This is a genomic window from Lelliottia sp. WB101 (genome assembly GCF_003051885.1).
In the GTDB taxonomy this organism is placed as follows: Bacteria; Pseudomonadota; Gammaproteobacteria; order Enterobacterales; family Enterobacteriaceae; genus Enterobacter; species Enterobacter nimipressuralis.
In genome coordinates, this window is the sequence record NZ_CP028520.1 from 4,070,661 (window position 1) to 4,090,547 (window position 19,887).

Annotated in this window: 19 protein-coding genes; 11 read left to right on the plus strand and 8 right to left on the minus strand. The window is 54.7% G+C overall.

Annotated features, from left to right (window positions below; genetic code table 11):
- Positions 1-26 precede the first annotated feature (26 nt).
- The 4 genes from DAI21_RS19740 to mntR form a co-directional block, all read right to left on the minus strand.
- A complete protein-coding gene (locus tag DAI21_RS19740) occupies positions 27-1,598 on the minus strand; it encodes a DHA2 family efflux MFS transporter permease subunit (RefSeq protein ID WP_107703988.1) in 1,572 nt (523 codons plus the stop codon).
- The gene (locus tag DAI21_RS19745) at positions 1,595-2,698 is read right to left on the minus strand and encodes an HlyD family secretion protein (RefSeq protein WP_107703989.1); all 1,104 of its coding nucleotides are present in this window, start codon (positions 2,696-2,698) and stop codon (positions 1,595-1,597) included. Before DAI21_RS19745 ends, DAI21_RS19740 begins: the two co-directional genes overlap by 4 nt.
- Before the next feature lie 102 nt (positions 2,699-2,800).
- Positions 2,801-3,910: an anion transporter gene (locus DAI21_RS19750; protein WP_107703990.1), complete on the minus strand. Its 1,110-nt coding sequence runs from the start codon at positions 3,908-3,910 to the stop codon at positions 2,801-2,803.
- Entirely contained in the window at positions 3,907-4,380 is a 474-nt protein-coding gene (mntR, locus tag DAI21_RS19755) for a manganese-binding transcriptional regulator MntR (protein WP_100777099.1), read from the minus strand. The genes DAI21_RS19750 and mntR overlap by 4 nt, the downstream gene beginning before the upstream one ends.
- 182 nt (positions 4,381-4,562) lie before the next feature.
- Between mntR and mntS the strand changes: the two genes are divergently transcribed.
- Positions 4,563-4,691: a manganase accumulation protein MntS gene (gene mntS / locus DAI21_RS19760; RefSeq protein ID WP_107703991.1), complete on the plus strand. Its 129-nt coding sequence runs from the start codon at positions 4,563-4,565 to the stop codon at positions 4,689-4,691.
- Between the two features lie 279 nt (positions 4,692-4,970).
- The gene (locus tag DAI21_RS19765) at positions 4,971-6,554 is read left to right on the plus strand and encodes a phosphoethanolamine transferase (protein WP_100777101.1); all 1,584 of its coding nucleotides are present in this window, start codon (positions 4,971-4,973) and stop codon (positions 6,552-6,554) included.
- Between the two features lie 91 nt (positions 6,555-6,645).
- Here the strand turns inward: DAI21_RS19765 and ompX are convergent, their stop codons facing one another.
- Positions 6,646-7,164, minus strand: a complete 519-nt coding sequence (gene ompX, locus DAI21_RS19775) for an outer membrane protein OmpX (protein ID WP_100777103.1) — start codon at positions 7,162-7,164, stop codon at positions 6,646-6,648.
- 355 nt (positions 7,165-7,519) lie between these two features.
- Between ompX and rhtA the strand changes: the two genes are divergently transcribed.
- From rhtA to ybiO, 6 genes are all read left to right on the plus strand, one after another.
- Complete coding sequence (gene rhtA, locus DAI21_RS19780; protein WP_100777104.1) at positions 7,520-8,407, plus strand: threonine/homoserine exporter RhtA; 888 nt, start codon at positions 7,520-7,522, stop codon at positions 8,405-8,407.
- A 303-nt stretch (positions 8,408-8,710) separates the two neighbouring features.
- Complete coding sequence (gene dps, locus DAI21_RS19785; RefSeq protein ID WP_100777105.1) at positions 8,711-9,214, plus strand: DNA starvation/stationary phase protection protein Dps; 504 nt, start codon at positions 8,711-8,713, stop codon at positions 9,212-9,214.
- A gap of 362 nt (positions 9,215-9,576) precedes the next feature.
- A complete protein-coding gene (glnH, locus tag DAI21_RS19790; RefSeq protein ID WP_100777106.1) occupies positions 9,577-10,323 on the plus strand; it encodes a glutamine ABC transporter substrate-binding protein GlnH in 747 nt (248 codons plus the stop codon).
- A gap of 78 nt (positions 10,324-10,401) precedes the next feature.
- Positions 10,402-11,061, plus strand: coding sequence for a glutamine ABC transporter permease GlnP (gene glnP, locus DAI21_RS19795; protein WP_095281341.1), 660 nt, complete (start codon positions 10,402-10,404; stop codon positions 11,059-11,061).
- Positions 11,058-11,780 carry a glutamine ABC transporter ATP-binding protein GlnQ gene (gene glnQ, locus DAI21_RS19800; RefSeq protein ID WP_100777107.1) on the plus strand — a complete coding sequence of 241 codons (723 nt, stop codon included), beginning with the start codon at positions 11,058-11,060 and terminating at the stop codon, positions 11,778-11,780. The genes glnP and glnQ overlap by 4 nt, the downstream gene beginning before the upstream one ends.
- 138 nt (positions 11,781-11,918) lie before the next feature.
- Positions 11,919-14,132, plus strand: a complete 2,214-nt coding sequence (gene ybiO / locus DAI21_RS19805) for a mechanosensitive channel protein (protein WP_107703992.1) — start codon at positions 11,919-11,921, stop codon at positions 14,130-14,132.
- Positions 14,133-14,166: 34 nt separating this feature from the next.
- Here ybiO and rlmF read toward each other — a convergent pair whose 3' ends face one another.
- Positions 14,167-15,084, minus strand: coding sequence for a 23S rRNA (adenine(1618)-N(6))-methyltransferase RlmF (rlmF, locus tag DAI21_RS19810; protein WP_159075440.1), 918 nt, complete (start codon positions 15,082-15,084; stop codon positions 14,167-14,169).
- A 247-nt stretch (positions 15,085-15,331) separates the two neighbouring features.
- On the opposite strand from rlmF, the gene mcbA reads away from it, so the two are divergent.
- The 3 genes from mcbA to ybiJ all read left to right on the plus strand — a co-directional run bounded on the left by mcbA (position 15,332) and on the right by ybiJ (position 16,532).
- Entirely contained in the window at positions 15,332-15,598 is a 267-nt protein-coding gene (mcbA, locus tag DAI21_RS19815; RefSeq protein ID WP_100777110.1) for a DUF1471 family periplasmic protein McbA, read from the plus strand.
- Between the two features lie 121 nt (positions 15,599-15,719).
- Positions 15,720-15,986, plus strand: coding sequence for a DksA/TraR family C4-type zinc finger protein (locus tag DAI21_RS19820; protein ID WP_100777111.1), 267 nt, complete (start codon positions 15,720-15,722; stop codon positions 15,984-15,986).
- 285 nt (positions 15,987-16,271) lie between these two features.
- Positions 16,272-16,532: a DUF1471 family protein YbiJ gene (ybiJ, locus tag DAI21_RS19825; RefSeq protein ID WP_100777112.1), complete on the plus strand. Its 261-nt coding sequence runs from the start codon at positions 16,272-16,274 to the stop codon at positions 16,530-16,532.
- 116 nt (positions 16,533-16,648) lie between these two features.
- On the opposite strand, the gene ybiB is transcribed toward ybiJ, so the two are convergent.
- The gene (gene ybiB, locus DAI21_RS19830; protein WP_107703994.1) at positions 16,649-17,614 is read right to left on the minus strand and encodes a DNA-binding protein YbiB; all 966 of its coding nucleotides are present in this window, start codon (positions 17,612-17,614) and stop codon (positions 16,649-16,651) included.
- Positions 17,615-17,680: 66 nt separating this feature from the next.
- On the minus strand, positions 17,681-19,858 hold the full coding sequence (gene dinG / locus DAI21_RS19835) for an ATP-dependent DNA helicase DinG (RefSeq protein WP_107703995.1): 2,178 nt from the start codon (positions 19,856-19,858) through the stop codon (positions 17,681-17,683).
- Between the last annotated feature and the right edge of the window lie 29 nt (positions 19,859-19,887).

A 19,887-nucleotide genomic window follows, 5' to 3' on the forward strand; every position in this document is an offset into this window, starting at 1 on the left:
ACAGGGGGATAAACGTCTGTACATCATCAATGTGCTCCTGCACTCCCCTCGCTTTTCACCGGCGAGAGCAACAAACAAAACGGGATCAGTATTAGCGCCACCGCGCTCAGGATCGTGAAAACGTCCACGTAGGCCAGGAAGCGCGACTGTTCAATCATGGTCTGGTACATGCGTCCGGTGGCGATATCCAGCGGATTGCCGACCTGGGTGGTGAAGTTCTGAATGGCCTGCGCCGACTCCCGCAGCGCCAGCTGGAACTGCTCGTTAAAGGGCGACGCGTGATAGGCCAGATGCGCGCTGTGCGTCTGCGCACGCTCCGTGATTGCGGCGGTGGAAAGCGAGATCCCAATCGAACCCGCGACGTTACGGAACATGGTGAACAGCGCGGCGGCGTCAGCGTTAAGCCGCCTCGGTATCGAAATAAACGCAATGGTGGTGAGCGGAACAAACAGGAACCCCAGCCCGAACGACTGGGCGCTACGAAACAGCACCAGGGTTTCGAAATCGATATCCGGCGTCAGGGTTCGCGACCAGAAGAACGACACCGCGAGACAGGCAAAACCAAAGGCGATGATCCAGCGCGTCTGCACGACGGGCATCAGCTTTAACACCAGCGGAATGGTCAGAACAATCAGCACTGCACCGGGCGAGAGCACCATCCCCGACCAGGTGGCGGTGTAACCCAAATCCTGCTGGGCAAGCTGCGGGATCACAACCGAACTGCCGTACAAAATCATCGCCATTCCGGCCATTAAGAGGCTGGCGACGGCAAAGTTTTTGTCCTTCATGCAGCGCAGATCGACCACCGGTTTTTTGGCATACAGGAGCCAGTAAATCGCGCCGATGATGCCAATAAGCGTCAGTACCGCAAAGGTGCGGATAAAGTTTGAATAGAACCAGTCGTCATCTTCGCCGCGATCGAGCATCACCTGCAGGCAGCCGAGGCCCAGGGCGATAAGGCCAATCCCGGTCCAGTCGATGCTCAGTTTCTCTTCGGATTTACGCTCCCAGGGCGGATCTTCCAGCAGTTGGTAAATCGCCAGTACCGTCACGATCCCAACGGGAATATTGATAAAAAAGACCCAGCGCCAGGAGTAGTTATCGGTGATCCAGCCGCCGAGCGTCGGCCCCAGCACCGGGGCGACGATGATCGCAATCGACGACAGGCCAAAGGCTTTGCCGCGATCCTCGGGTTTGAAGTAATCGAGCAGCACCGACTGCTGCGTTGGCTGAAGCCCGCCACCAAAAAAGCCCTGCATGATGCGAAACAGAATAATTTGCCACAGCTCCGTCGCGATACCGCACAGAAAGGAGCAGATGGTGAACATCACAATACAGATCAGGAAGAACTGCTTGCGCCCAAACACCCGGCTCAGAAACGCGGAGATGGGCAGCACAATACCGTTGGCAACCAGATAGCTGGTGAGCACCCAGGTCGACTCGTCGTAGCTTGCCGAGAGCGAGCCTGCCACGTGCGGCAGCGCCACGTTAACGATGGTGGTATCAAGGATCTCCATAAACACCGCGAGCGTGACCACAATCGCCACCGCCCAGGGATTACTGGCGGGCCGCCAGTTGTCGTGGCTGTGATCCGTCATTCCAGCGTGACCTTCGGCTCAACGGAGAGGCCCAGCGGCAGAGGCATGTTCGGGTCCAGCCCTTTGTCGATCACGATTTTCACCGGAACACGCTGCACGATTTTCACAAAGTTGCCGGTAGCGTTTTCCGCCGGGAAGGCCGAGAAACGCGCACCGCTCCCCTGCTGAATACTGTCGATATGCCCTTCCAGCTTCATGTCCGGCCAGGCATCCACGGTGATCGCCACTTTATTGCCCGGACGCATACGCTCAAGCTGCGACTCTTTGAAGTTCGCCACTACCCAAATATCCGGTGAGACCAGCGAAAAGAGCGCCGTTCCGGCCTGCACCAGGGTACCCGGCTGGACGTTACGTTTGGTGACAAACCCATCAAACGGGGCGCGCACTTCGGTGTAAGAGAGATTCAGTGTGGCGGTTTCGAGCTGAGCTTTCGCCTGATCGACCTGGCGTTCACGCGCTTCGACGTTAGTTTCCTGCTGGCGGATCTGGAGCTGTACCTGCTCCGCCACTTCCAGCTGTGCCTGGGCGCTGGCCAGACCGGCCTGAGCGCTGCGCAGCTGGGCGTTCGCAGAATCAATGCTTTGTTGCGTGGTGGCGCGCGGATCGACACCGCGCTGACGGCGATATTCAGCCTGCGCATTCGCCATATCCGCCTGCGCTTTCAGCACCTGCGCTTTCGCTTCGTCCCGCTGGGCCGGATATTGCACTTTTGAGAGCGCCAACTGGGCCTGTGCCTGGTGCAACTGCGCCACGGCCAGCCCTAACTGCGCCTGCGCCTGATCGCGCTGAGCGGTGGTATCACGCGGATCGATAACGACCAGCAGATCGCCCTTTTTCACCCGCTGATTATCACGCACGCGCAGTTCGGTAACGTAGCCCGCCGCTTTCGGAGCAATAGTCACCACGTCTGCATCGGTAAACGCATCGTCGGTGGTCTCTTCATTTCGGGTCAGAAGCCACCACACCAGCGCCACGATAACCATGACCACCACTACTATCCCAAGGATAATGAGAGGCTTTTTACCCGGGCGTTTGCGCTCGCTTTTTTCGTTTTGATCTGCGCTTTCGTTTTGTTCAGCGTTTTCGTTTGTCTCTGCCATATGCCAACAACGTTCCTGTCAGTGAACGGCATCACAGTTATGCCGTTCACTAAAGTTAGGACGTTGCTATACATTTGCCAGGAAAAGCTGACAATTAGCGCACTATATGAGAAGGAATAATCCGAAACCGACCGCGGCCGCCCACACCAGCATTGGCAGGGACCAGAGGTGGAATCGCCACCAGATCCGGCGGTTATTTGCCATACGCAGCGCAATCAGATTGGCGAGCGATCCCGGCAGCAGCCCGAAACCGCCGACGTTAACAGCCCAGGCCAGCAGCACCGTTGGCGGCACGTAGTTGATGAGCAGAATGGTTGAGGGAACATTGCTGATAAATTGCGATAACCCGATGGCCGTCAGCCACAGGCCGAGCGGCGAGAGTCCGCTCACGCTGTGCAACGCGCCCTGCAATACCGGCAGCTGGATCAGCAGATGCACATCGATAAACATCGCCATAAAGACCAGCAGCAGCGTCCAGTCGACGCTAATCAGCACCCGCCGTGCCAGCAGCAGGAAGCCGCCAGCCACCAGCAGAGCGCCCCAGAGGGCATATTTAAGTTCGAGGGCCGTCAGGAAAATGATGTACAGGGCGAGACACCCCCACACCAGCCGCGCATTCCACGGGGAGGCCTGGGTACTGCTGTGATAGCGAAGCGGTTTCGCCGGAAAAGCAAACCAGCAGACCACCAGCAGAGAGAGCATCATCACCAGCGCGAGCGGCGCCATTTGCCAGGTGAAGGCCGCAAAGGACAATCCGGAACGTCCCCAGAGCAAAATGTTCTGCGGATTGCCAATTGGCGTCAGTAACGATCCGGCGTTAACCGCCAGCGCTTCAAAGATGATCAGCCGGTTAACCGGGATCTCGCACAGCTTGCGTAACGTCAGGGTCAGCGGCACGACAATAAACAGCGCCACATCGTTAGTCAGAAAGGTCGACAGCAGCGCCGCCGCGAGCACCATAAACAGCGACAGTTTGCGCTCGGTGGCAAAGCGGCGCACCATTTTGCGCCCGATGACGTCAAAGTAGCCGCTCTGCTCCACCCCTTTGGTCAACATCATCAGCCCGCTCAGGGTAATAATGGTGTGCCAGTCGATAGCCGCCGGCCAGGATGCAGGCGCAAAGGGGACGAAAAAGCTCAGCCCAAGGCCAATCAATAGCAGAAGATGGAAAAAGCGATCGCGGGCGAGTGCCCGCAGTCCAGGAATGGTCATTCAGCAGAGGACCCAAATTTACGCGTGAACTCGCGGAATTTCTCCAGCGTTTCTTCGCTGACGTGGTGTTCAATCCCTTCCGAATCGCGACGGGCCGTGTCTTCGCTCACGCCGAGCACCAGTAAAAAGTTTTCAACGATCTGATGGCGCTCCCGGCTCTCCTGAGCCAGTTTCTCCCCTTCTGGCGTCAGAAACACGCCGCGCCACGGGATCATTTCGATCAGCCCAACCGAGGCCAGACGTTTTAACATTTTGGCAACCGTAGGCTGTGACACCCCAAGCCGCGCAGCCATGTCCACCTGACGCGCTTCACCGACCTCACGAAAGAGATCGGAAATCAGCTCGACGTAGTCATCAATCAGCTCGCGACGGTGCGCCTCACGCACCTGACGAAACCCTTCAACATGCTCTTCAACATTCACCAGTTGCGTCTTTTTTTTTGTAATGGGCTTACCTGCGCGACGGTTCATTGTCCTTCCTCAGTGGGTGACGCCCCTGGCGTCATATTTCTTGAGCGCACAGTGTAAACGATCCCTCTACAAGCACAAAAAATTAACGAATTAGCCATAGCTATACAATATAGCCTGTGCTATATCTGTATGTAATGCAGTCACCCTTCACGGATCGAAGGGATCAGAAATCAGGAGGTCACATGAACGAATTCAAGAGGTGTATGAAAGTGTTTAGCCACTCTCCCTTTAAAGTACGCTTGATGCTGTTGAACATGCTGTGCGATATGTTTAACGGTAAATCAGAGCAAAACGATAAACCGTCCCACTAAGCGGCGTCGCGGTACGCCGCTTCATTTTTCTGTCACACTTTCCGCGCAAACTGCCCTGTTAGCCCTCAATTCCCGATCTTTTTTACGGATTTGTAATCCCTCTCGCAAAACATCTTCTTAGCAACTGTTGACCTGAATGCCGACTGGCTCTATCTTCTTGCAGCCCTGCACCATTTGCGGCTCGCTGAAGCGGACCCTCATTCCCTCTCCACGCACTGTCAGGCAGGCTTTGACCCTCGACGCCAGGGTGAGCACATGGCGTTTTCATGATAGTGACCTATGAATTTAACCCTGAAAGAAACATTTATTACCCGCAGTCGGGCCTTAAGCCCGTGGACGGGATTCTACTTTCTGCAATCGCTGCTCATTAACTTTGCGCTGGGCTATCCCTTTAGCCTGCTCTACGCCGTCGCTTTTACCTGTCTGCTGCATTTGATGTGGCGCAGCGCGCCGCGTGCGCAAAAAGTGGTGGTCGGGATCTGCTCGGTCGTCGCGGCGATGTACTACCCGTTTGGTCAGGCGTACGGCGCCCCCAACTTCAACACCCTGCTGGCGCTGCACTCTACCAATATGGAAGAGTCCACGGAGATCCTGACGATCTTCCCGTGGTACAGCTACGTCATCGGCCTGTTTATTTTCGCTCTTGGGGTGATTGCCGTTCGCCGCAAACCGCAGGAGAAAAAGCCGTGGAGCATGATTGAAAACCTGTGCCTGGTTATCGGCGTGGCGACCTTTTTTGTCGCGCCGGTGCAAAACCTGGCGTGGGGTGGCGTGTTCAAGCTAAAAGACACCGGCTATCCGGTTTTCCGCTTCGTCAAAGATATTGTGGTGAACAATAAAGAAGTGCTCGATGAGCAGACGCGTATGGCGGAGCTGTCGAACATGAAAGACACCTGGAACGTGCTGGCGGTCAAACCGAAATATCACACCTACGTGGTGGTGATTGGCGAGAGCGCGCGCCGCGATGCGCTGGGCGCATTCGGCGGGCACTGGGATAACACGCCGTTTGCCAGCTCGGTAAACGGCACCCTGTTTACCGATTATGTCGCGGCAAGCGGCTCGACGCAGAAATCGCTCGGCCTGACGCTCAGCCGTGTGGTCGATGGCAAACCGCAGTATCAGGATAACTTCGTGACTCTGGCCAACCGCGCCGGTTTCCAGACCTGGTGGTTCTCCAATCAGGGGCAGATCGGTGAATACGACACGGCCATCGCCAGCATTGCCAAACGTGCGGACGAAGCGCAGTTCCTGAAGAGCGGAGATTTTGAGGCCGATAAGAATACCAAAGACGAAGCCTTACTGAAGATGACGTCGCAGGTCTTCGCGAGCCAGCGCACCCAGCCCCAGCTGATCGTTCTGCATCTGATGGGCTCGCACCCGCAGGCCTGCGATCGCACTCAGGGGAAATACGCGGAATTCGTGCAGTCGAAAGAGACGTCGTGCTATCTCTACACCATGACGCAAACCGACGATCTGCTGAGTAAACTCTATACCCAGCTGCGCAACACCGGCGACAGTTTCTCGATGGTCTACTTCTCAGATCACGGTCTGGCGTTTAAAGAGCGCGGCAAAGAGGTGCAGTACCTGGCCCATGACGATAAGTTCCAGCAGAACTTCCAGGTGCCGTTTATGGTGCTCTCCAGCGATGACAAAACTCATCGCATCATCAAAGCGCGTCGTTCAGCCAATGATTTCCTGAAATTCTTCTCACAATGGACGGGAATTTCGGCAAAAGAGATCGCCAACAGCTATTCGTTCATTTCAAACAAGAAAGCGCCGCCGGTCTATATCACCAACTTCAAGTTACAGAAAGTGGAGTATACCCATCTGGGCACGGATGTTTTTGAGGTGAAAAGCAGGTAAGCTGACGTCGGTCTGGCACCCTCTTCCACTGGGAGAGGGCAAAAAAAAATCCGCCACATTGGGCGGATTTTTTACTGGCTCACCGAAGTGATTAGAAGCGGTAACCCACGCCTGCGATCCAGGTGCCAACGTCAACGTTGCGGATACGGCTCTGCTCATAGGAGAAGTCCAGAGCAACGTTTTCGATTGGGTTGAACTGCATACCTGCGCCGTAGGAGAAACCGTAGTCGCTGGTAGAAGCAGTGCGGTTCAGACTTTCGTTTTCAGTCTGCTGGAATTTACCGTAGCCAACACCTACAACACCGTAGATGCTTGCCCAGTCATTCAGGCGGAAAGCAGGACCAGCGGTAACACCGTAGTACTGAGCTTTGTTATAAGCGCCATCTTCAGAACGATCTTTCTCGGTGTAAGTGAAAGAACCGATCACGCCCAGCGGATTGTTGTCCTGCTCGTAGCGGTACTTCAGGTTGAAGCCGTTAGCTTTGTTTACTACGCCCTGCATATCGCTCTGAGCGTAACCACCGGTAACAGTGGAAGTAGCAGCTACAGCGGTACCTGCGGAAACAGCCAGAACAGCGGCCAGTGCTGAAAGACATGCAATTTTTTTCATAACCACCTCAAATGTGCTTCAAGTAAATCCGTAAGTTTTAAATATATCAAAAAATCTTGTGAAACTCTTTGTGATTCGTGTTGTCTAACCGATCCTTTGATGTAACAGAACATTTCAAAGGTCAGCTATCTTGTTCAAAAAACACTGAATTTCCACATTTATACGCTGATTTTGCGCGTCAACGCCATTACATTCATCCAGATTAATCCTAATCTTTTAGCTTATTAATCCATCAATAGTGGCTCATTCTACGGATTTCGCGGCATTTTTTTTCAACAAAGTCTCAACCGCTGCCTGATTATTTCAATTACACTGCGACCTTTACTCCCTTTGACACAAATTGACAGGAGAAAGGATGCCTGGGATGTCTCGCAAGGCGCCAGTCTGGTTGCCCATCGTTGTAATACTCATCGCTATGCTGTCCATTCAGAGTGGTGCATCACTGGCAAAATCCCTTTTTCCACTGGTGGGCGCCCCTGGCGTCACGGCGCTACGTATTGCGCTGGGTACCTTAATTCTGGTGGTGATCTTTAAACCCTGGCGGCTGAGATTTAAAAAAGAGCAACGCCTGCCGCTGCTCTTTTACGGGCTGTCGCTCGGCGGAATGAACTATCTGTTCTATTTGTCGATTCAGACCGTACCGCTGGGCATCGCGGTCGCGCTGGAGTTCACCGGCCCGCTGGCCGTGGCGCTCTTCTCTTCCCGTCGCCCCGTCGATTTTGTCTGGGTGGTGCTGGCCGTGCTGGGCCTGTGGTTCCTGCTGCCGCTGGGGCAGAACATCTCTCATGTGGATTTAACCGGTGCCGCACTGGCGCTCGGTGCGGGAGCCTGCTGGGCGGTCTATATCCTCACCGGGCAGCGTGCGGGTGAAGAGCATGGCCCTGCCACCGTCGCGCTCGGCTCGCTCATCGCTGCGATCATCTTTGTGCCGATTGGGATGGCGCAAGCAACGGAATCCATCTGGCAGTGGTCCATTCTGCCGATAGGTCTGGCGGTCGCCGTTCTCTCCACCGCGTTGCCCTACTCGCTCGAAATGATTGCCCTGACGCGCCTGCCAACCCGCATTTTCGGCACGCTAATGAGCATGGAACCTGCGCTCGCCGCCCTGTCGGGGATGGTTTTCCTGGGAGAAAGCCTGACCTTCACTCAGACGCTGGCGCTGTGCTCAATTATTGCCGCGTCAATGGGATCGACGCTCACCATGCGGCCTGAAACCAAAATCAAGAAAATCGACGTCAATTAATGCTCCCTGTTCTGCATGGTTTTTTTAGCCATGCAGAATAGAGGCCAACTTACCCCTGGTTTTATTTTCTTACATATTTTGTCATCACGGTGAAATATTCTCTGTCGCCCATGAAAAGAGGGCGTAATTAAGACTCATCCGCATAAAATAAATCATAATCACTTAATATCAACGAGTTATACAAACCCCTTCCCTTTCACTATTAAACCGATAGGCACAGCCATCCCGGCAGAATATAAAAGCGGTGCTATACTTATTTCCGGTAATTACCTGGAACATAAAACATCAAGAGGATATGAGATTATGAGTACCGCTAAACTGGTTAAAACGAAAGCGTCTAATCTGCTTTATACCCGTAACGATGTCTCGGATAGCGATAAGAAAGCAACGATTGAGCTGCTGAATCGCCAGGTGATCCAGTTCATTGACCTGTCGTTGATCACTAAACAGGCCCACTGGAATATGCGCGGCGCCAACTTTATCGCCGTTCATGAAATGCTGGATGGCTTCCGGACTGCGTTAGTGACCCACCTGGACACCATGGCTGAACGTGCCGTGCAGCTGGGCGGTGTTGCCCTGGGGACCACTCAGGTGATTAACAGCAAAACGCCACTGAAAAGCTACCCGCTGGATATCCACACCGTTCAGGATCACCTGAAAGAGCTGGCTGACCGTTACGCTATCGTCGCGAACGATGTACGTAAAGCGATTGGCGAAACCAAAGACGAAGACACCGCAGATATCTTAACCGCGGCTTCTCGCGACCTGGATCAATTCCTGTGGTTTATCGAATCTAACATCGAATAATCCATACGAATTATCTATAAAACCCTCGCCGCCCGGCGGGGGTTTTGCACGTTTATGGTGCACACTTTTGCTATCCCTTTCTGCAAAAGTAAATTAGTTGTAATAATCACCTCACAAAATCGTTAACGAAAGATTGTTTTATCGCCGTTATCTGCGCTTAATAGCCACCCGTCGGCTAAGCAAACCCGACTGCACCAAAACAGCGCTCCATTTTGGTGCAACAAAAGCGGTTTGCACCGTTTACCGTGCAACACATGACATCATCCTCTTTGCAAAACAATGAGTTGCAATGTTGGCACGATTTTTTCATGTAGCCGTTTGTTCTCGCAGGGGATCGCCCCGTGGATATAAAAGGAAATGCTATGAAGTCTGTATTAAAAGTTTCACTGGCTGCACTTACCCTGGCTTTTGCCGTGTCCTCTCACGCTGCAGATAAAAAACTCATCGTCGCAACCGACACCGCCTTCGTCCCCTTTGAATTCAAACAGGGCGATCAGTATGTTGGTTTTGACGTCGATCTATGGGCAGCTATCGCGAAGGAACTTAAACTTGATTACACCCTGAAGCCAATGGACTTCAGCGGTATCGTCCCTGCACTGCAAACCAAAAACGTTGACGTTGCGCTGGCGGGTATCACCATCACTGACGCACGTAAAAAAGCGATCGACTTCTCTGACGGCTACTACAAAAGCGGCCTGCTGGTGATGGTTAAGGCTGATAACAACGACGTGAAAAGCGTAAAAGATCTCGACGGCAAAGTGGTTGCAGTGAAAAGCGGCACCGGCTCTGTTGATTACGCTAAAGCCAACATCAAATCCAAAGACCTGCGTCAGTTCCCGAACATCGATAACGCTTACATGGAACTGGGCACCAACCGCGCTGACGCGGTACTGCACGACACACCAAACATCCTGTACTTCATCAAAACTGCGGGCAACGGCAAATTCAAAGCGGTTGGCGAGTCTTTAGAAGCACAGCAGTACGGTATCGCCTTCCCGAAAGGCAGCGACGATCTGCGTACCAAAGTGAACGGCGCGCTGAAAACCCTGCGTGAAAACGGCACCTACAACGAAATCTACAAAAAATGGTTCGGCACTGAGCCAAAATAATTATTCTTAAAAGAAGAAGTACGCTCGGGGGCGACCTTTCGCCCCTGCTTTTTAGAACCACGGTAACAGGAAATTATCATGCAGTTTGACTGGAGCGCCATCTGGCCTGCCATTCCTCTCTTGCTTGAAGGCGCCAAAATGACCCTGTGGATTTCGGTCCTCGGTCTGGTTGGCGGGTTGTTTATCGGCCTCGTGGCTGGTTTCGCTCGCACCTACGGCGGCTGGATTGCAAACCACATCGCACTGGTTTTCATCGAAGTGATCCGCGGAACGCCTATCGTCGTCCAGGTCATGTTTATCTACTTTGCCCTGCCAATGGCCTTCACCGATCTGCGCATTGATCCGTTCAGCGCCGCTGTGGTGACCATTATGATCAACTCCGGCGCCTACATCGCGGAAATCACGCGCGGCGCGGTACTGTCGATTCATAAAGGCTTTAGCGAAGCGGGTCTGGCGCTGGGGCTGTCTCGTCGCGAAACCATCCGCCACGTGATCCTGCCGCTGGCGCTGCGCCGTATGCTGCCGCCGCTCGGTAACCAGTGGATCATCAGTATTAAAGACACCTCGCTGTTTATCGTAATTGGCGTGGCCGAGTTGACCCGTCAGGGCCAGGAGATCATTGCCGGTAACTTCCGCGCACTGGAAATCTGGAGTGCTGTGGCCGTTGTTTACCTGATTATTACGCTGCTGCTGAGCTTTGTTCTGCGTCGCCTTGAAAGAAGGATGAAAATCCTGTGATTGAATTTAAAAACGTCTCCAAGCATTTTGGGCCAACCCAGGTGCTGCATAACATCGATCTGGACATCAAACAGGGCGAAGTTGTCGTCATTATCGGGCCGTCAGGTTCCGGTAAATCGACGCTGCTGCGCTGCATCAACAAGCTTGAAGAGATCACCAGCGGCGATCTGATCGTTGATGGCCTGAAGGTCAACGACCCGAAAGTGGACGAGCGTCTGATTCGCCAGGAAGCGGGTATGGTGTTCCAGCAGTTCTACCTGTTCCCGCACCTGACGGCGCTGGAAAACGTGATGTTTGGTCCACAGCGCGTGCGCGGTGCCAACAAAGCGGCGGCTGAAAAGCTGGCAAAAGAGCTGCTGGCGAAAGTCGGCCTTGCCGAGCGTGCTCACCACTATCCGTCCGAACTCTCCGGCGGCCAGCAGCAGCGTGTGGCTATCGCCCGCGCGCTGGCAGTAAAACCGAAAATGATGCTGTTCGATGAGCCAACCTCCGCGCTCGATCCGGAACTGCGTCACGAAGTATTGAAGGTTATGCAGGATCTGGCGGAAGAAGGGATGACGATGGTCATCGTGACCCATGAAATCGGCTTTGCCGAGAAAGTGGCATCCCGGCTGATTTTCATTGATAAAGGGCGAATTGCGGAAGACGGTAATCCGCAAGAGCTGATTGCTAACCCGCCTAGCCAGCGCCTGCAGGAATTCTTGCAGCACGTGTCGTAATCATCGCCGTTGCTTCACACCAGCCGGGCGGCTCTGTCGCCCGGCTTTTTTATGCCGGATTGTTCCCAAAAACTTCTCTCCCCCACCTGCCATCTATACTTATCATTTTGCTGAACATTTTCTTCATCGGAGAAAGCCGTGCCGTGGATCCTGCTGCTTTTGCTTTGCCTGTTCGGTGCACCCGCTCAGGCTGTCACCCTCCCGGGCGTTACCTCCGGCGCGTCTGCCTCCCAGTCGAACACGCCTGCTGCGGAGCCGGACGTTGAGCAAAAGAAAGCTGCCTATGGCGCGCTGGCCGACGTGCTGGAGAATGACACCTCGCGCAAAGAACTGATCGACCAGCTGCGCACCGTCGCGAAAACGCCGCCGCAGGAGCCGGTCCCCAGCATTACGCCACCTGAAGTGACAAGCGAAAAAACCGTGCTGGAGAATGTGACTGACGTCAGCCGGCATTACGGCGAAGCCCTCTCCGCCCGCTTTGCACAGCTCTACCGCAACCTGATTGGCTCCCCGCATAAACCCTTCAACCCACAAACATTCAGCAACGCCGCCAGCCACTTCCTGATGCTGGCCGGGGCGATCTTCGCTTTTTACTGGCTGGCGCGGCTGTGCGCGTGGCCGCTATACCGCAAAATGGGAGAGTGGGGACGCAGAAGAAACCGTGAGAAAAGCAGCTGGCTTCATCTGCCGCTCATGATTGCAGGCGCGTTCGTCATTGATTTACTGATTCTGGCCCTGACGCTGTTTGTGGGCCAGGTACTGAGCGATAACCTAAATGCCGGAAGCCAAACCATCGCCTTCCAGCAAAGCCTTTTCCTCAATGCCTTCGCCCTGATCGAGTTCTTCAAAGCCCTGTTACGCCTGATATTTAGCCCGCGCGTGCCGGATTTACGCCCGTTCACCGTCAATGACGAAAGCGCCAAATACTGGGCGCTACGCCTGAGCATCCTAAGCGGTCTGATTGGCTACGGCCTGCTGGTCGCGGTACCCATTATCTCGAATCAGGTCAACGTGCAAATTGGTGCCCTGGCAAACGTGCTGATCATGCTCGGGATTACCGTCTGGGCACTGTATCTGATTTTTCATAATAAAAAGGCGATTACCAACGGGCTTTTGCACCTGGCGGACCGCTCGCTCTCATTCTTCAGCCTGTTTATCCGCGCGTTCGCGCTGGTGTGGCACTGGCTGGCAAGCGCCTATTTCATCGTGCTGTGCTTCTTCTCCCTCTTCGATCCGGGTAACAGCCTGAAATTTATGATGGGCGCCACCTTCCACAGTCTGGCGATTATCGGCATCGCGGCCTTTGTCTCCGGCCTGCTTTCACGCTGGATCTCAAAAACCATTACCCTTTCCCCGCAGGTACAGCGAAATTATCCCGAACTGCAAAAACGGGTGAATGGCTGGATCTCCGCCTCCCTGAAAGTGGCGCGTATCCTGACCGTCTGCATCGCCGTGATGCTTCTGCTTAGCGCCTGGAGTCTGTTTGATTTCTGGAACTGGATGCACAACGGCGCGGGCGAGAAAACCGTGGATATTTTAATTCGCATCGCGCTGATTCTGTTCTTCTCGGCTATCGGCTGGACGCTGCTCGCCAGCCTGATTGAAAATCGGCTGGTGTCCGATATTCACGGCCGCCCACTGCCCAGCGCTCGCGCACGCACGCTGTTGACTCTGTTTCGCAACGCACTGGCGGTGATCATCAGTACCATCACCATCATGATTGTGCTGTCTGAAATCGGCGTGAATATCGCTCCGCTGCTGGCAGGTGCCGGTGCGCTGGGTCTGGCGATCTCCTTCGGGTCGCAAACCCTGGTGAAAGACATTATTACCGGGATCTTTATTCAGTTTGAGAACGGGATGAATACGGGCGATTTGGTCACGATTGGGCCGTTAACCGGCACCGTCGAGCGGATGTCGATTCGTTCCGTGGGCGTGCGCCAGGACACCGGCGCGTACCATATCATTCCGTGGTCATCGATTACCACCTTCGCCAACTTTGTGCGCGGTATCGGGTCGGTGGTGGCCAATTACGACGTGGATCGGCATGAGGATGCGGATAAAGCGAAGCAGGCGCTGAAATCGGCGGTTGAAGAGCTTATGGAGATGGACGATATTCGCGGGCTGGTGATCGGTGAGCCGTCGTTTGCCGGGATTGTCGGGCTGACGAATACCGCCTTTACCCTGCGCGTTTCGTTCACCACCCAGCCGCTCAAGCAGTGGACGGTGCGGTTTGCCCTCGACAGCATGGTGAAGAAACACTTCGATATCGCCGACGTGCGACCGCCGGTGCAAACCTACCAGGTGCTCCCCGCGCCGGTGTCACCACCGCCGCCGCAGGAGCCAACCCTGTAGGCCCGGTCAGCCAAGCGCCACCGGGCAACAGGCATCAGAAGGGTCGGCGGCGTTTCACGTCATCCATAAAGGACCAGGCGATGAAGCGGCTCTGCTTCTGTCCCTGGGCCATCTCTTTTTTCACCACTTTCACCGCGCCGACGTCAGTCAGTGCACGGTAGAGCGGCGGCAGGTTATCGCCGCGAGAGACCAGCGTCGTGAACCATTTCACCTGACGGCCAAACGGCTTACTTTCGGCGATCATTTTCTCGATAAAGGCCACTTCGCCCCCTTCGCACCACAGCTCGTGCTGCTGGCCGCCGAAGTTAAGCGCACCCTCTTCCGCCTGGCCGAGATTGCGGCGCTTGCGCTCGCTACCGGCGCGGGCGGTGGCTGCCGAATCGTGGAACGGCGGATTACACATTGTGGCATCGTAGTTTTCATTCTTATGAATGATGCCGTTGAAAATCATGGAGGCATCTTTCTGGCGACGCAAACGGATGGCGCGGGTTAAGCCCTCGTTACCATTGATGATCGCCTGGGCGCTGGCAAAGGCTTCCGGCCCCGTTTCGCTGCCCGTAAAACGCCAGCCGTACTCATGCGCGCCAATCAGCGGGTAAATCAGGTTTGCACCGGTTCCGATATCTAACACCGTCGCCTGTTTCGGGATCTCACCGCCATTGCCTTCCGCCAGCAAATCGGCGAGATGGTGGATATAATCCGCGCGTCCCGGCACTGGTGGACAGAGAAAACCTTCCGGAATGTCCCACTGCGCAACGCCATAAAAATGGGCCAAAAGCGCCTTATTCAGCGCCTTTACCGCCAGCGGGTCGGCAAAATTAACTGAGGGTTCACCCGCTGGGGTCTGCACGATAAATTCCTGCAGTTGAGGGCAGCTTTGACACAGTGCATTCATGTCGTAGCGGCTACGATGGCGGTTACGCGGGTGTAATCCCGGCTTTTGGGCAGTCATGGCATTCTCCTTTTCACAGCGGCGTAAGATACCCTCTGATGACCCAACGGTAAATAACTCTCTTTCTGGCACAACAAATCGCCAAAAATCAGCAACCTGTATGTCTATGATCTGTCAATAATTTGTCAATTTATATCGTTCAAAAAATAAGCAGATCACCATCAAATTTTTGCGCTAAATCACACTCCGTATCCTTCTAAACTTAATCTGAATCACCCATTGTCATTCAGACTCAGAGGATGTGATTATGAAAAAATACCTGACACTCATCGTTGTTGCCGGAGCCCTCGCAACCGCCTCGCTTCCCGCCTGGTCCGTTCAGCCGCTCACGACCGATAGCGATACCAGCCAGCTACGTCCTGCAGGGACAGTCTCCGCAACCGGCGCCGCGAATCTTGACGATCTTCAGCATAAGCTGGCTGAGAAAGCCCGCCAGGAAGGGGCTAAAGGGTTCGTTGTGGAATCCGCCAGCGGCGACAATCGTATGTTTGGCACAGCAACCATCTACAAATAGTCTCCCCCCAACGAACTGCATCTGTTTAAAAAGATGCAGTTCTCTTCCCGCTTTTCTTGACTGTACGTTTTTCAACCCCATATTCATTCTATGAGGGTTTATCTTCCATCAGGAGAGAGCTATGGCTTCCGGTTGGGCAAATGACGATGCCGTGAACGAGCAGATCAACAGTACAATTGAAGATGCTGTCGCACGCGTTCGCGGTGAGATACCGCAGGGTGAAAGTCTGTATGAGTGTGAAGAGTGCGGGGAGATAATTCCAGAGGCGCGGCGTAAAGCCATGCCAGGCGTAAGGCTGTGCATCGCATGCCAGCAGAGTAAAGATTCAAAAAACACTTCACATTCAGGATATAATCGCAGAGGATCGAAAGACAGCCAGCTACGTTGACTCTTCTTTACCTTAAACGAAGCCGCAAGCGGTTACCTTTACGCTCACGGTTTTTTTAAGACCGCGTGGCAAAACGTGCCCTCTTTACCCCCTCTGTAAAGCGCAACGACAAGAACTGTAAAACGCTGCTCTGAATTTATTAATAATCAATAAGTTATTTGTCATTCAATTTTTTTGAGCAACGCTGTCAATTCTCTTCGATTTTATCTTTCGCAAAAAAACGTGATACTTATCACATCGACGAAACATCGTCCCCTTAACAGAATAACCTGCGAGAGATTAACTATGAAAACCATCAAATATGCTGTTGCCGCTGTTGCCCTGTCTGCTCTGTCATTTGGCGCGTTCGCTGCGGAATCTGTGACTTCTGCTCAGGCGCAGAACATGAATAAAATCGGTGTGGTGAGTGCTGAAGGCGCGACCACGCTGGATGGTCTGGAAGCAAAACTGGCTGAGAAAGCGTCTGCTGCGGGTGCAAGTGGTTACACCATCACTTCTGCTAACACCAACAACAAACTTAGCGGTACTGCGGTTATCTACAAATAACCCAACGAATTATGCTCCACGCTCGCTATACCCTCTGGCGAGTTGCTCCAACCCTCATTGACCCTGTTGTTGTTACCCTTTGTTTGCCCGTCCTCACCGGACGGGCTTTTTTTTGCCTAGAAAAACGCTGCCACGCGTTTAAGCCCAGCCTCGACGGAATCCGTCTCCCCCGTCGCCAGCAAACAGCACGCCATCTGTAGCTTCAGAGAGTGCGGAACCGGTTCGCTCCCGGCCAGACAACGCTCGGTCCAGCGAGCCGTGGTTTCAGCATCTTTTGCCGTCGGCAGAACGACGTCGCCTTCCGGCTCCTCACCGCGCTCCAGCACGACGCGCGTGCCCTGCTTGTCGATAAGCGTTATCTGCGGGCAGCGCTGCGGATTGGCATACGCCTCGCCTTCGGTGCCGTGCATCAACAGCCCTTTACCGCCAATATCGGCGAAGAAGCCCGCCACGCGAGTGACATACTCCGGATGCGAGACGCTGGAGAGACGCAGCGCAGCATCTTCCTCAAACGGCGTCGCCAGTTTCGCCAGCGTATGAGCACTGTTACGCACGCCCATGCGCCAGCGCATATCCAGCTGTTTTTCGAGAGGGGGGCACAGCGCGCTCACCGGAATATAGACCGGATGATGGCCTTCGAGTTTGGCCTGCGCCTGTCCGGCATGAAGCGTCGGTGCAATGCCCATTAATTCAAAAATGGTTTCAGTCAGCACGCGCGTGGGATCGGCGCTGACGCCGTGCACAACGACCGGGAAACCGAGTCTGTTCAGCAGCACCGCCAGCAGCGGCGTCAGGTTCGCCTGTTTGCGCGCACCGTTATAGGTGGGAATGACAATCGGCATCGGTTTGGCGACAGGCGGCGTCAGGCGGAAGGTTTGCGCCTGCATCGCCTCATAAAACCCGCGCATCTCTGCTTCTCCTTCGCCTTTAATGCGCAGGGCAATCAGTATGCCGCCCATCTCCAGCTCCGGCACATCGCCGTTCAGCATGTGGGTGTAGAGCGCGCGAGCGGTTTCCTGATCCAGATCGCGGGCATGATTCTTCCCGCGCCCTACCTCTTTGATAATTTTGCGATAATCCACGACATTTCTCCTGGCAACATCATTGACACACTATAGCCCTGAAAAAGCCATCAACGATAGTGTTGCTTATTTTCTGCCGGGACTTCGTCGTCTCGCACCCGGCGCTTTTTTCCGCGCCGCCACCACGCTCGTAGGCCGCTTTGTCACTTCCGGTACGTCGGGTTGTTCGATAGGAAATACCGGTAAGGCGTTAAGCAGGCGCTGGCCGTAGTTTTTGGTCAGCAATCGTCGGTCATAAATGACGATTTCGCCCCAGCAGCCGTGGCTACGAATCAGTCGCCCCACCTGCTGAATCAGGTTAAATGATGCCGCAGGCAGGCTTTGCACCTCGAACGGATAGCGGTTGAGGCTTTTCAGCCACTCGCCTTCAGTGATCACCACCGGGCTGTCGATGGGCGGGAATGCGATTTTATGGATATGCACCTGCGTCAGGTAGTCGCCCTTCAAATCCAGCCCTTCTGCAAAGGACTGCAGGCCGATCAGCACGCTGCGCTCGCCGTTATCAATGCGTTTACGGTGGGTTTCCACCAGCCGGTAGCGCGGCTGATCGCCCTGCACCAGCAGCAATAAGCGCAGGTCAGTGACATAGGTTAAAAACAGCTGCATCGCGCGATTACTGGCAAACAGCACCAGCATGCCGGGGTATTTCCTGCTTTCGACCTGCTCGCGGAAATAGGCGGCCATCTCGGCAATATGCTGCTCTTCGTGCTCCATCAGCGGCTCATGCTGCATTTTCGGGATCACCAGTTTGCCCTGCTCGCAGTGGTTAAACGGGGAATCCAGCGAGACAAAGCGGTCGCCCGCTTTCTCTTTGAGACCGCTCATCTCCTGCAACCGCGAAAAGCTGTTGAGGGAGCGTAGCGTCGCAGATGTGACCACCACGTGCGGCACGCTGCGCCAGATCAGCTTTTCCAGCTGATCGCTGACGCGAATCCCCACGCAGTGGAAGAAGAGGTGAATTTGCCCGTCTTTGGCTTCCCGCGTCGCCCATTTGGTCACCGGCGCGCCGGAGGCCTGCGCCATCGACGCCAGCCGCCACAGCTTGCTTTGGCTTTCAAACATGCTCAATGCGCGATTCATCTGCAACAAAACGCGATGCACGCGCACTACGTCATGCGTCCCGGTTTTTTCACTGAGATCGTTGAGGAACATCTCCGCCAGCCCACGCAGCTTTTCCAGGTGCTTCGCCAGCTGCTTGCAGATCTCCATGATCTCATCCGGCAGCTCACCCATCGCAAAACGATGCTCCGCTTCCTGGGTGGCCGGAAGATACAGATCGAGGATCGTGTTGAGTGAGGCGATAAGGGCGTAGATCTCTTCGCAGTGTGCGCTCAGCCGCTCAGGCACCGCCAAGGGCGGCGTGGTTTTGGGGCGGAACTGCTCCATGCAGGTGGCAATCAGCTTACAGAACAGATCGAGCTGCAGGCGAAACCACGGCGCGGTGATTTCCGCACTCATCTCCAGAGCATCGCGCGCCACGTCCGGCAGATGGTGTCCTTCGTCGAGAACCAGCAGCAGGTTTTTCGGATCGGGAAGGACCGATTCGCTCTCCAGCGCCGCCATCACCAGCGCATGGTTAGCCACCACCACTTCCGCCTCCTGGATTTCGCGACGCGCAACGAAGAACGGACATTCACGGTAGTAATGGCAGTTGCGATTCAGGCAGCTGGCTTTATCGGTGCTCAGGCGACGCCACAGATCGTCGCTGATGGCTTTATCCGTGTGATCGCGCAGACCATCCCATTTATAGCCGTCGAGATCGACCTTCAGCGTTGCGCACAGCTCCTGCTCGGCTTTGTTATTCGGGGTGAGATCATCATCCAGAAACGCCAGCAAATCCTGCTGGGTCGCTTCGGTACTGGCAAGCCCCGACAGATTGCGTGGGCACACGTAGCGCCCGCGTCCAAACGCGGCGGTGAACCGCAGCTCAGGGATAATTTTGCGCAGCAGCGGTAAGTCTTTGCTGTAGATCTGATCCTGCAATGCCACATTGGCGGTGCTGACCACCAGCGTTTTTTGCTCTTCGCGGGCGATGGCAATGCCAGGAATTAAATAGGAAAGGGTTTTCCCGACGCCGGTGGGTGCTTCGATCGCCAGATGCCGGCCGTCGTCCCCGGCGAGCGTCTTCGCCACATCGGCAATCATCTGCCGCTGCGGGGCTCGGGGAATAAAGTCGGGGATCTGCTGTTGCAGCGCCTTATACCAGGCGGCAATTTGCGCTTTGAGCGCAGCGGTTAAAGCCATCGGGAAACCTGAAATACTGTATAAACAGC

Excerpts from the sequence above, each read along its gene's own strand:
- glnP (WP_095281341.1), top strand. The coding sequence starts at position 10,402 with ATGCAGTTTGACTGGAGCGCCATCTGGCCTGCCATTCCTCTCTTGCTT.
- ompX (WP_100777103.1), bottom strand. The coding sequence starts at position 7,164 with ATGAAAAAAATTGCATGTCTTTCAGCACTGGCCGCTGTTCTGGCTGTT.
- mcbA (WP_100777110.1), top strand. The coding sequence starts at position 15,332 with ATGAAAAAATACCTGACACTCATCGTTGTTGCCGGAGCCCTCGCAACC.
- DAI21_RS19740 (WP_107703988.1), bottom strand. The coding sequence starts at position 1,598 with ATGACGGATCACAGCCACGACAACTGGCGGCCCGCCAGTAATCCCTGG.
- rlmF (WP_159075440.1), bottom strand. The coding sequence starts at position 15,084 with ATGACTGCCCAAAAGCCGGGATTACACCCGCGTAACCGCCATCGTAGC.
- ybiJ (WP_100777112.1), top strand. The coding sequence starts at position 16,272 with ATGAAAACCATCAAATATGCTGTTGCCGCTGTTGCCCTGTCTGCTCTG.
- mntR (WP_100777099.1), bottom strand. The coding sequence starts at position 4,380 with ATGAACCGTCGCGCAGGTAAGCCCATTACAAAAAAAAAGACGCAACTG.
- glnH (WP_100777106.1), top strand. The coding sequence starts at position 9,577 with ATGAAGTCTGTATTAAAAGTTTCACTGGCTGCACTTACCCTGGCTTTT.
- rhtA (WP_100777104.1), top strand. The coding sequence starts at position 7,520 with ATGCCTGGGATGTCTCGCAAGGCGCCAGTCTGGTTGCCCATCGTTGTA.
- mntS (WP_107703991.1), top strand. The coding sequence starts at position 4,563 with ATGAACGAATTCAAGAGGTGTATGAAAGTGTTTAGCCACTCTCCCTTT.
- dps (WP_100777105.1), top strand. The coding sequence starts at position 8,711 with ATGAGTACCGCTAAACTGGTTAAAACGAAAGCGTCTAATCTGCTTTAT.
- DAI21_RS19820 (WP_100777111.1), top strand. The coding sequence starts at position 15,720 with ATGGCTTCCGGTTGGGCAAATGACGATGCCGTGAACGAGCAGATCAAC.
- DAI21_RS19765 (WP_100777101.1), top strand. The coding sequence starts at position 4,971 with ATGAATTTAACCCTGAAAGAAACATTTATTACCCGCAGTCGGGCCTTA.
- DAI21_RS19750 (WP_107703990.1), bottom strand. The coding sequence starts at position 3,910 with ATGACCATTCCTGGACTGCGGGCACTCGCCCGCGATCGCTTTTTCCAT.
- dinG (WP_107703995.1), bottom strand. The coding sequence starts at position 19,858 with ATGGCTTTAACCGCTGCGCTCAAAGCGCAAATTGCCGCCTGGTATAAG.
- DAI21_RS19745 (WP_107703989.1), bottom strand. The coding sequence starts at position 2,698 with ATGGCAGAGACAAACGAAAACGCTGAACAAAACGAAAGCGCAGATCAA.